The organism is Pedobacter sp. A2324, assembly GCF_059693705.1.
Genome location: NZ_JCASSK010000002.1, coordinates 176,615 through 187,944, shown reverse-complemented (window position 1 = coordinate 187,944; position 11,330 = coordinate 176,615). Strand labels below are relative to the sequence as shown.

The 11,330-nt window shown below is 40.5% G+C and carries 9 protein-coding genes; 4 read left to right on the top strand and 5 right to left on the bottom strand.

The window, feature by feature from the left end; all coding sequences use genetic code 11:
• Positions 1 to 49 precede the first annotated feature (49 nt).
• Positions 50 to 724, bottom strand: a complete 675-nt coding sequence (locus AC570I_RS05860) for a porin family protein (protein WP_497404755.1) — start codon at positions 722 to 724, stop codon at positions 50 to 52.
• A 26-nt stretch (positions 725 to 750) separates the two neighbouring features.
• Here AC570I_RS05860 and gldB point away from each other — a divergent pair, with 26 nt between their 5' ends.
• Both gldB and AC570I_RS05850 read left to right on the top strand, forming a co-directional pair.
• Entirely contained in the window at positions 751 to 1,785 is a 1,035-nt protein-coding gene (gldB, locus tag AC570I_RS05855) for a gliding motility lipoprotein GldB (RefSeq protein ID WP_497404754.1), read from the top strand.
• Between the two features lie 18 nt (positions 1,786 to 1,803).
• Entirely contained in the window at positions 1,804 to 2,574 is a 771-nt protein-coding gene (locus tag AC570I_RS05850; RefSeq protein WP_047800195.1) for a patatin-like phospholipase family protein, read from the top strand.
• A 65-nt stretch (positions 2,575 to 2,639) separates the two neighbouring features.
• Here the strand turns inward: AC570I_RS05850 and AC570I_RS05845 are convergent, their stop codons facing one another.
• The 4 genes from AC570I_RS05845 to AC570I_RS05830 all read right to left on the bottom strand — a co-directional run bounded on the left by AC570I_RS05845 (position 2,640) and on the right by AC570I_RS05830 (position 8,924).
• Complete coding sequence (locus AC570I_RS05845; protein WP_497404753.1) at positions 2,640 to 3,371, bottom strand: head GIN domain-containing protein; 732 nt, start codon at positions 3,369 to 3,371, stop codon at positions 2,640 to 2,642.
• Between the two features lie 106 nt (positions 3,372 to 3,477).
• Positions 3,478 to 5,127 (bottom strand): M1 family metallopeptidase, encoded by a 1,650-nt coding sequence (locus AC570I_RS05840; protein WP_497404752.1) that lies wholly within the window; start codon positions 5,125 to 5,127, stop codon positions 3,478 to 3,480.
• Between the two features lie 59 nt (positions 5,128 to 5,186).
• A complete protein-coding gene (locus AC570I_RS05835; protein WP_497404751.1) occupies positions 5,187 to 7,049 on the bottom strand; it encodes a CocE/NonD family hydrolase in 1,863 nt (620 codons plus the stop codon).
• 6 nt (positions 7,050 to 7,055) lie between these two features.
• On the bottom strand, positions 7,056 to 8,924 hold the full coding sequence (locus tag AC570I_RS05830; RefSeq protein WP_497404750.1) for a CocE/NonD family hydrolase: 1,869 nt from the start codon (positions 8,922 to 8,924) through the stop codon (positions 7,056 to 7,058).
• Between the two features lie 192 nt (positions 8,925 to 9,116).
• Between AC570I_RS05830 and AC570I_RS05825 the strand changes: the two genes are divergently transcribed.
• Both AC570I_RS05825 and AC570I_RS05820 read left to right on the top strand, forming a co-directional pair.
• Positions 9,117 to 9,983: a DUF6515 family protein gene (locus AC570I_RS05825; RefSeq protein ID WP_497404749.1), complete on the top strand. Its 867-nt coding sequence runs from the start codon at positions 9,117 to 9,119 to the stop codon at positions 9,981 to 9,983.
• Between the two features lie 155 nt (positions 9,984 to 10,138).
• Complete coding sequence (locus AC570I_RS05820; RefSeq protein ID WP_497404748.1) at positions 10,139 to 11,296, top strand: esterase-like activity of phytase family protein; 1,158 nt, start codon at positions 10,139 to 10,141, stop codon at positions 11,294 to 11,296.
• Positions 11,297 to 11,330 lie beyond the last annotated feature (34 nt).

Genomic DNA, 11,330 nt, shown 5'->3' with positions numbered 1-11,330 from the left:
TCAAGTATTGGACCTGTTAAGCCAGAGGTCAATTTAACTCAATGGCTTATTAAAAAAATACTCCGAAATTCAGGGCTATATAATGATTCTTCACCGTTCTGCTTCCATCAGATACGATATTTGTAAAACCATTGTTAAAGGTTAAGCCAGCCATAATGCTTGCATTTCCGCTGATGTCGAATTCGCCGCCTCCACCAATAATCAAGCCGGCGCGGTAAAAACTGGTTTGATCTGATATTTTATTGTCATCCGCAACTTTGACTCCATTTGAAACTGCATCCTGTTTGGCACCGATGTTAATCGAGTTTGATAATCCAAACTGACCATACCACCTTGTGTCGTTAGCCTTTACTGTCTTCAGCTTAATTGTTAAAGGCAAATCCACATACTGAAGCTTATATTTCAAATCGTATGCTTTTGGATTGGAACTGCTACTCAAACCCTGATAGGGTGATACATTGGCTTCTGTACTTTTTCCGTTAATAGTGGTAATGGTTAGCGCAGTAGAAAAGCTGTAATTTGGTGCAAAATTAAAATCGCCCATCAAGCCGTAAGAAAAGCCTAAACTCAGGCCATTTGTTTTGCCCTGCTCAGGTTTCATCCAGCCAACGGTTGGTGTTGCAGTAAGGCCCAGTCTAAAACCATAACTGGTGAGGGGTGAGTTTTGTGCCCAAGTACCAATTGTTATAAAAGATAAAATTAAAATCGTCGCTAGTTTTTTCATGCTTTATGTGATTATATTTGCTTTACATGATGTACAACGTAAAAGCTAAGCAAATTTATCTAATTTTTCTTTTTGCCCTTGCATTTATTTCCTGCAAAGACAGTAAGCGGCCAGATGTTAGTCAGATAAATGTCGAAATAAAGATCCAAAGATTTGATAAAGAACTGTTTGCACTGAAGGGTAAGGATGTTGCTCAAACAAATACTTTCCTGTCAGGTAAATATGGTTTTTTTTATGATGATTACATTGGCAAGATGGTCGGTTCGCCAGATTACAGCAGCGGGCAAGTACTCAGTACCCTGTTCAAAGATCAGGCTTATACCGATCTGACTAAAGAGGTAGACAGTGTTTATCCTAATCTTAAAATTCAGGAAGAAGGACTTACCGAAACTTTTAAGTATATCAAATATTATTACCCTAAGGCAAAGCTTCCCAAATTTATATCTTTTGTTTCTGGTTTTGCTTACCAGATGCCGGTTGGGGATCATTATCTGGGTATTGGCCTGGATATGTTCCTGGGAAAAGACAGCAAGTTTTACAAGGCCATTGTACAGAGCGTGCCCTTGTATCTTTCGAGGCGGTTTAGTCCTGAATACATTGTTCCAAGGGTAGCTGAAACCTATGCGCACGAGGAGCTTTTTCAGGAGCCTGATGAAGACAGATCTTTGCTTGCTAAAATGATCTTTCAGGGTAAGATTCTTTATTTTCTTGATCAGGTTTTACCAGAAAATATGGCGGACTCTGTAAAGATAGGCTATAGTGCAGAACAGCTGAAGTGGGCACAGAATTTTGAAGGCGATATATGGGCATACTTTTTGGAGAACAACTTTCTGTATGAAACGGATTACCAGAAGATTCAGGTTTTTTTATCGGAAGGCCCGTTTACCCCGGGCCTTGGGGAAAACAGAGATTCTGCTCCCAAGTTAGGTGTTTACACTGGTTGGCAAATTGTTAAAAAGTACATGCAGGAAAATCCTGGTATCACCTTGCAACAACTCATGGCCGATCATGATGCGCAAAAAATTCTGAATCAGTCAAAGTATAAACCTAAGCAAAAATAAACACAACAAATCTCATCAATGAAAGTAGGAATCGTATTGTCTGGAGGTGGAATCAGGGGAATTGCACACTTAGGTGTTTTAAAAGCTTTCAGTAATCTGGGAATAACTTTTAGTCACATCAGTGGAACAAGTGCAGGTGCCATAGCTGGTGCTTTTTTTGCAGCTGGTATAGATCCCGAAGAGGGTTTAAGTATTTTCCTCAAGACAAAGTTGTGGCGCTTTATTCGTCCAGCTGTAGGTTCCCTTGGTTTGATCAACATTGAAAATACGGCTTTAATTCTGAAGGAGTATTTCCCGGAAGATTCAATAGAGAAACTTAAAATCCCATTAACAATCGCAGCTGTAAACTTTAGTGAGGGCAGATTAGTCTATTTTACAAAAGGACCATTAATCAGGTCTATACATGCTTCAAGCTGTATACCCGGAATTTTTAAGCCCATCATGATTGATGGACAGATGTATGTAGATGGAGGCATTCTAAATAATTTTCCGGTAGAACCGCTGATGCAGGATTGCGATTTTATTATTGGTTCTTCCTGCAATCACCTTAAACCGGTTGATAAAATTACCGGCATTACCAATTTAATGGGTAGAGCAGGCGTGATGTCGATCAATCATGATATGGAAAGAAAAGCGAAATTTTGTAATGTAATGATCGAGCCTAAAGGTCTTGGCGCAATAAGTACTTTCGATATGAAACGAGCAGAAGACATTTACTGGCTGGCGCATGAGGAGGCATTGATTACTATTAAAAACAGTCCGACTATAAGAGCGTTAATTACCAAATAACCCGAAAGTTACTAAAAGCAAAAAGCCCCAATCTATTTTGGGGCTTTTACATGATTAATGCTCAGTTAGACCTTTCTAACGCCTCCTGATCCAAATACTGTTTTCTCTACAGATGCATTTCCCGAGTAGTTGATGCTACCAGACCCGCTGATGACTGCTTTGATGCTTTGATCTGCTTTAATATTAACCTGGCCTGAACCGCTGATGGTTGCAGATAGCGTGCTCACTGAAAATGATTTGCCGGCAAAAGCGCCAGAACTGCTCATTACGATTTTAGCATGCTCTGCATTGCCGCTGAGGTTGATCGATCCTGATCCGCTGATCACTGCATTCAGGTTATCAACATCTGCTGTAGCTTTAATACTTCCGGAACCGCTTACCGTTGTAGCCAGAGATTGTGCATCCACTTTACCGTTTACTACCATGCTCCCCGAACCACTTACTGCTAAACTGCTAATGCTTTTTGCCGTAACATAAGCGGTAATTTTCTTGCCGTCATACTTTCTCGACCAGCTGGTAATACTGGTTTGAGGACGAATAATCAGTATGTTCCCCTTAACTTCAGTTACAATTGTTTCCAAAGCTTCGTCATCACCTTCTAATCTGCAGCTTTCAGTATTACCAATGGTAAGCACCACATTAATTGGACCAGCTGCAGCAACACCATTAAAGCTTTTTACAGCGCGTTCGTCTTCAAAACGTTTTGATGAGGAAATGTTAATCTGGTCTTTCGCGATTGCGTCAATACTTGCAGTAAGTGTTAAAGCAACTAATAGTGTGGAAAATATCTTTTTCATAATTTCAGAAGAATAAAAGTTAGTTTAATAGATGATAATGTATTCTTTTCTATAAGACGGATAGATGATTAAAAAGTTGCACAGAAAAGAAAATTTGTATCTTTTATTAATCTTTCTTTACCTCAACATAAAATGAAGGATCGACCTTGAAATTCTCGGCGGTAATGCCACTAAGATTGATTGTTTTCCAATCGTTTCCAGGTTTAATTAACGTATACCCCCCAGAGTTAACAGTTACCTTTACCGGCATATCAAAGCCTTTAACATCGGTGTTCCATTTATAAGAAAGGATGCCGTTACTGATTTTATATTCGAAAACCGGAATTTTTGTAAAGCGAAGGTATTGGTCAAAAACTTTATCCAGTTTTAATCCACTTTGTTTAGAGATGTAATTTTCGATTTCAGCAGTGGTAACGGTTTTATGATAAAAGGTTTTGTTCAGTCCGCGAAGAATTTGTCTGAACTTTTCATCATTACTAATCAACTGACGAATGGTGTGAATCAGGTTCGCACCCTTCGGGTACATGTCTCCTGAGCCTTCCTTGTTTACACCGTAAGGGCCAATAACCGGTACATCGTTATTTATTCCCTTTCTCAAGCCGATTGCATACTCATCACCCGTGGTTTTTGATCCTATACACTCTGAAAACAGCACTTCAGAATAATTTGTAAAACCTTCATGTATCCACATATCAGCAATATCTTTCGCTGTGATATTGTTTCCGAACCATTCATGGCCACTCTCATGTACGGTGATAAAATCAAATTTTAAACCCAGTCCGGTTCCACTTAAATCTCTTCCAAGGTATCCTTTCATAAATTTGTTGCCGTATGCCACTGCACTCTGGTGCTCCATGCCCAGATGTGGCGCCTCTACCAGCTTGTACCCGTCTTCGTACCATGGATATGGCCCAAACCAATATTCGAAACATTTTAGCATGGGTTTAACATCAGCATCCCAATGTGGGCGGGCCCTAGCACTATCAGTTTGTAGTGCCCAGAAATCTATACTAAGTTTTCCCTTTTCGCCATCATAGGTATCCATCCAATGGGCATATTTGCCAATATAGAAGGTTACATCGTAATTGTTAATCGGGTTCTTCACGAACCAGTTGTATTGCTTGTATCCATCTGGCTGGTCAACAGTATTCCTCAATCTTCCATTGGAAATTTCCTGCAAATCTTTAGGAACGCTAATGCTGATCAGCATGCTGTCTACTTCATCACTTTGATGGTCTTTATTTGGCCACCATACGCTTGCGCCTAATCCCTGGCAGGCTACAGAAACAAACGGATTTCCTGCCGTATCTTTTTTAAAGATAAAGCCTCCATCCCAGGGAGCATTTTTGGCAACGCGGGGATTTCCACTATAGAATACTGTAAATTGATCTTTACTTCCTTTTTTTATCGTTTTAGGAAAAGTTACAAATACCGCATGATATGCACGTGTGAACGGGATGACTTTACCACTGTAAACAACCTTTTCTACCTTAAGGTTATCAAATAAATCAAACTGCAGTCTGGTAAAATCCTGAGTCGCTGTGAAAGCAAATTGATTGCTTCCTGAAACCGATTTCTGGTCAATATCAATTTTAACATCTAAATGGTAATAATTGATATCGTAACAGGTTCTGAGCGGGGTAAGTGTTCCACGCAGAGTGTCTGCTATGGAGTTAACCTGCTCTTTACCCAGCATCTGCGCTTTTGCGGTGGTTATACATAATGCCGCAATAAAAAGAATTAAGGTTTTTTTCATTTATTTATCATTTTCATCATTGCTTTTTAATATGTTTACGGGCAATGACGCAACGTTCATTATTTAATTACATCAACCTCCACAAAGCTATCATTAAAAACAGATTGCGTTGCCTTTATATAGTCAGCCTCAGTAGCCTTATAAGGGTTATCTACAAATTTTTGAGGATTACGGGCAAATAAAGGAAAAGCCGTACTTTGCACCTGGATCATTAACCTATGCCCTTTTTTAAATGTGTGCAGTACATCCTGTAATTTGAAATTCACATCAGTTTTCTGGTTTGCTACCAGGGCCTCAGGCTTTTCAAAGCTATTGCGAAAACGCGCGGGCATGATTTCCGAACGCACCATTTGCCAGTAGTTACTCAAGGTGATGCTTTTATTTGGCATGTATGGGTTATTTGGCTCATCTGCCGGATAAACATCAATTAGCTTAACGATAAAATCAGCATCGGTACCGGTTGTGGCAATTTTAAGATGCGACATGATTTCTCCGCCCAGGGTGATATCATTTTCCAAAATGTCAGTCTGAAAAACGAGGACGTCTGGTCTCCTTCCTGCGAAGCGCTGATCTTCGCTCATGTAATTGTGTGGCGTGAAGCCGAGCGTTGTAGTAATATCTTCGGTGTAGGGCACAGGTTTAGCAGGATCGCTGATGTAAGTTACCGAGGCTGCCGAAGCTGGAGAACTGAATGTCAGTTTACCATCAGCGCCTAAATAAAGTTTTTGTTTTATTGCTTTTTCTGTTGGCCATTTGGAAAAGGTTTCCCATTGCTTTTTACCGGTATCAAACATATAGGCCTCCGGTAAACCTGTGTTTTTATCGCCATTACCTTTCAGGAAGTGATTGAAGAATTTAGACTCAATTTCTGTTTGATAAAAGGTAGCGATGCTATCACCGAAATATACGTTACTATGCATGGTATGCCCGGTTTCACGGCTCCACCTGCCATGTCCGAATGGACCCATCACAATCGTGTTATAAGCATTCGGGTTTTTCTTCTCAATAGTTTTGTAAATGTTTAAGGGGCCAGACAGATCTTCTGCATCATACCATCCACCGACAACCATTACGGCCGGTTTTACAGTATTATAATGCTTTAATAAACCCCGTTTTTGCCAAAATTCATCGTAATTAGGGTGGTTCACTGTTTCCTGCCAGAAGAAATTATCTTTATAGTATTTGTCGGCATTGGTTAAAGGTCCTAAATCTAAAGCAAACTGATACCCATCTTTTGTTTTTGGATTGATCATTTGCATGTTGTACCATGGCTTTGATGTAGTATCTGTTTTTTGAACGCCAAAAACCGGGAAAGTAGAAAAATAACTTTGCAGGAAAGATCCGTTATGGTGAAAATCATCGAAGAAGAAATCTGAGATCGGTGCCTGTGGGGAAGAAGCCTTCAACGCAGGGTGGTTACTTAAAATACCTGCTGCGGTGTAAAAGCCCGGATAGGAAATACCCCACTGCCCCACCTTACCGTTATTATTGGCTACATTCTTCACCAGCCAATCAACGGTGTCGTAGGTATCTGAACCTTCGTCTACATCCTTTTTAGTTTTTTTGTTATCGATTACCGGGGTCATGTTGGTCCAGGTGCCTTCACTTTTCCAGCGTCCGCGTACATCCTGATAAACAAAAATGTATCCCTCCTTCATCATTAATTCCGATGGGCCCAAACGCACCGGAAATTTGTCTTCTCCATAAGGTGCAACACTGTAACAGGTGCGCTGCATGATCACCGGGTATTTTTTGTCTTTGGCGGCGTCTCTAGGGCTATAAATTGCGGTAAAAAGCTTAGTGCCATCGCGCATCGGGATATACACTTCTTTTTTTATATAATTCGATTTAGGGTAACCAGCTTCCTGTGCAAATGTTGTAGCAGCAGAACAAAGCGTGATAAACAGAATGAGGTATTTCATGTGGGTTTATTTTAAAACAGAAATGGTGATGAATGAACTATTATTTACGTCGTGAAAGATCCTGTGTGTCGCTTTTTGAAAGTCAGCCGGCTCAGCCTGATAAATGTCCATAAATTTTTGTGGATTACGGTCTGCCAAAGGAAACCATGAATTTTGTACCTGGATCATGATTTTATGCCCTTTTTTAAAAGTATGCGCTACATCAGGAAGTGGATAATTCACTTTAGTAACCACTCCGGGAGTGAAAGCCTCTGGTTTTTCAAAGCTATTGCGGTATTTTCCACGCATAATTTCACCACGAATCAACATTTCGTATCCGCCCATAACCAGGTTTTTAGGATTCGGAACGGGGTTTGGTGCGTCTTCCGGATATACATCGATGAGTTTAACTACATAGTCGGCATCTGTACCGGTTGTTGAAACCACAAGGTTAGCCAATACGGGTCCGGTTAGGGTGATGTCTTCACTTAAAGCATCGGTTTGATAGGTTTTAACGTCTGGTCTGCGTGCTGCAAAACGCTGATCATCTATCATGTACTCGCGTGTACGTCGCGCCTGGATACCATCCTGATAGGGTACGGGATTGTTCGGATCACTCACATATTCATCCCAGCTGTCGGTTCTGCCCACTTTTTCAAAACTAAGTTTTCCATTGGGCTGCAGGTAAAGATTTTTGCTTTCCACATTCTGCGGTGGCCAGGTTTTAAACTTTTTCCATTCATTAGATCCGGTGATGAAGATGTTTGCTTCAGCCGCATTAAAATCTCCTTCACCCTTCAGGTAGTGTTTGAAAAATGGCAATTCATATTGCTCCTGATAGTCGATGCTGGTTGTTCGTCCAAAGGGGATATCTCCGAAATACGAACCATCACTTCTAACCCAACCGCCATGAAACCAAGGGCCGGCTACCAGAATGTTGTTAGCGCCAGGGTTTTGTTTTTCAATGGCTTTATAGGTATCGAATGTACCGTAAGCATCTTCAGCATCAAAAAAACCACCTACAACCATTACTGCCGGTTTCACATTTTTTAAATGAGGTGTAATTAATCTGGCTTTCCAGAAAGTATCGAGGTTAGGGTGTTTAAACAGGTCATTCCAGAATTTAATGCTGTCGGCAAAATATTTATCTTTCAGATTTTTAACCGAACCCGATTCCAGGTAAAAACGGTAGTTGTCCTGAATAGGAAATTCAAAACCTTTTGGCCCTTTATCTGGAGTAATTGGCTTCGGACGAGGTACCCCGAAACTGCTCATAAATCCGAAGGCATCCATCAGGAACAAAGTGCCACGATGGTGAAAATCATCTCCCATGAACCAGTCGGTTACAGGTGCTTGTGGCGAAACTGCTTTCAAAGCAGGATGTGCGTTAGGTAATGATGTTGTGGAGTAAAATCCCGGATAAGAAATTCCGTATATGCCGGCATTTCCGTTGTTCCCCTTGATGTTCTTTACCAACCAATCTATAGTGTCGTAGGTATCGGTGCTCTCATCAATATCTTTTTTACCTTTTTTTGTGGTTTGTGGCCGGATATCGGCAAAGTTGCCTTCGCTCATCCACCTTCCACGTACGTCCTGATAAACGAAAATAAATCCCTCCCGCATCATGGCAGGAAAATTTCCAAGACTCATTTTGTACTTATCTGCACCATAAGGTGCTACGGTATAAGGCGTTCTGTTAATCAGAAAGGGGTATTTTTTAGTTTGGTTTTTGGGTATGTAGATCGAGGTGAAAAGCTTGACCCCATCTCGCATGGGAATCTGACGTTCTATTTTGGTATAATTTTCCCGTACATAAGCCGAATCGGATTGTTGAGCCAGCAATTGATGAGAGATAAACAGACAAAACAGGAGGCTGAAAAATCTTGAAAAGTTCATTTAATTTAATATTTAGGAATAAACTTTAAATATAGGCGATTCAGATTTGATTAGAAAAAACATCCCGTAAAAGGTTTGTTAGCATCAATAAAGCTATTCGTCATCACTTTATCAAAATTTAGTTAAATTTAGTTAAGAGATAATCTTTAGGCAATTTTTCCCGTCATACTATCAATTGAATTAGACACAAAGATGAATAGGTTATTAAATAAAGGATTGGTTGTTTTCGCTGCAGCAGCGATGATTGCAACATTGAGTACTGAAAGTGTTTTTGCACAGCGTCCGGGCAGGGGGGGTGGTTCTTCTGGTGGAAGCAGATCCAGTGCAGCACCATCGAGAGGGGGTTCTGTTTCGAGGGGTGGCGGTCAGGCACCATCAGGAAACAGAATTTCACAGGCCCCTAATCGTGGTAATTATGCTCCGGCACCAGGTAGGCCGGGCAGACCGAGCTACGGGTACAACAGACCAGGTTATCGCCCCGGACCAGGTTATCGTCCAGGTTTTGGAGGACGTCCAGGATATGGTGGTCGCCCGGGATATGGCAGGCCTTATTATCGCCCATATTATAGCTACTATAATTTCTACAGACCATTTCTAGGTTTCCGGATAGGTGTTTTGCCCTATGGTTATTATCCTTTTTATTATGGGGATGCACAGTTTTATTATTCCGGAGGATTGTTTTATCAGCAAAATAACAATCAATACGAAGTAGTTATACCGCCGGTAGGGGCAGAAGTACCATCGCTACCTCAGGATGCGAATCTGGTTACCATCAACGGTGTAGATTATTATGAATACAAAGGCGTTTATTATACCCAGGGACAAAATGCAGACGGTAAACAGGTTTATGTTGTTGCAGGAAAGGATGGCGTACTCAACACAACTGATGGACCTGTAGATACTCACCAGATTGGTGATATCATTACACAGCTACCTGAAGGATGCAGAGAAGTGACCATCAAAAATGAGAAATATTATGTATCTCCTGATGATGTATACTATGAAGAAGTTGCTGATGGAAGCAATATTTCATACAGGGTTATTGGTAAGCTTTTTTAATAAATACCTGATAAAACGTTGAGCCGTTCCATTTGGAACGGCTTTTTTATTCTCACAAAAAAAGCCTGCTGTGTGGCTGTCGAATCCGGTTATTAACTTTTATTTGTTTTTAATTCCAATATGCTTCCATACTTTTACCAATAAAATGTTCCGGTTTGAAAAAAACATCCTTTAGCATTGTTCTGTTATTCCTCGCTGTGATTATTTCTTCCTGTTCCTCCACTAAAAGTATTTCTTCAAAGAAACAGGAACTTAACATATCAGCTGTTCACTTTCTGGATGAATACGTTCTGCCACTTAATGGGACTTTCCAGAATACCCTGGTTGGCGGATTATCTGGTATCGATTATGATGTTAAAGAAGATCAATACTACCTGATCAGTGATGATCCTTCGCAACTTAGTCCGGCAAGGATTTACACGGCGAAGATTGATATCAGCGGAAATAAAATAGATACGGTAAATATCACCGGGGTTACCTCCATATTGCAGGAGAATGGATTACCGTATCCAAAATATGAGTATGGTAAAAACTCAAAGGCTGATGGAGAATCCGTGAGATACAATCCCCGAAACAAAACCTTTATCTGGAGTAACGAGGGAGAGCGTTTGTTCCGGAAAACGGATACCACTATTGTGCAGCCGGCAGTGACTTTTATCTCTACTTCTGGTAAATTTATAGATACAATTCCACTGCCCGCAGGCTTTCACATCACCAAAAGGGCATATGGGGTTAGAAAGAATGCATTTTTTGAAGGATTGAGCTATACCAGCGACTATAAAACCTTATTTGCGAGTCTGGAAGAACCACTTTATCAGGACGGGGAGCAATCACATTTTGGTTTTGACAGGGCATTGACACGAATTTTGAAATTTAATGTAAAAACAAAGAAGAATACTGCACAGTATGCTTATCGTCTGGATGCGTTGCCCATAAATCCAACGGTTGAAAGCGATTGGAATATTAATGGGATTTCTGAAATTTTGGCTGTAAACAACCATACACTTCTGGTAATGGAAAGGGCTTGGGCAAAAGGCCGTGATGACCATTCTTTTGTGAAGCTTTACCTGGTTGATCTGGACGGAGCAGAAAATGTAATGGATAATCCATCTTTTATCAGGCATACTCCAAGGCCTTTAAATAAAAAACTGCTATTTGATTTTGATAGTCTAAACATGCATATCGATAACATTGAAGGCATAACTTTTGGACCTAAATTACCCAATGGCCACAGTAGTCTAGTTTTTTGCGTAGATAATAACTTCGGTAAAACCCAGATTCAGCAGTTTTTCCTGTTCGAAATCATGCCATAACTGGCACACAATTTTAAGAAATAGTCCAAAACAA

Excerpts from the sequence above, each read along its gene's own strand:
- AC570I_RS05860 (WP_497404755.1), bottom strand. The coding sequence starts at position 724 with ATGAAAAAACTAGCGACGATTTTAATTTTATCTTTTATAACAATTGGT.
- gldB (WP_497404754.1), top strand. The coding sequence starts at position 751 with ATGATGTACAACGTAAAAGCTAAGCAAATTTATCTAATTTTTCTTTTT.
- AC570I_RS05850 (WP_047800195.1), top strand. The coding sequence starts at position 1,804 with ATGAAAGTAGGAATCGTATTGTCTGGAGGTGGAATCAGGGGAATTGCA.
- AC570I_RS05845 (WP_497404753.1), bottom strand. The coding sequence starts at position 3,371 with ATGAAAAAGATATTTTCCACACTATTAGTTGCTTTAACACTTACTGCA.
- AC570I_RS05840 (WP_497404752.1), bottom strand. The coding sequence starts at position 5,127 with ATGAAAAAAACCTTAATTCTTTTTATTGCGGCATTATGTATAACCACC.
- AC570I_RS05835 (WP_497404751.1), bottom strand. The coding sequence starts at position 7,049 with ATGAAATACCTCATTCTGTTTATCACGCTTTGTTCTGCTGCTACAACA.
- AC570I_RS05830 (WP_497404750.1), bottom strand. The coding sequence starts at position 8,924 with ATGAACTTTTCAAGATTTTTCAGCCTCCTGTTTTGTCTGTTTATCTCT.
- AC570I_RS05825 (WP_497404749.1), top strand. The coding sequence starts at position 9,117 with ATGAATAGGTTATTAAATAAAGGATTGGTTGTTTTCGCTGCAGCAGCG.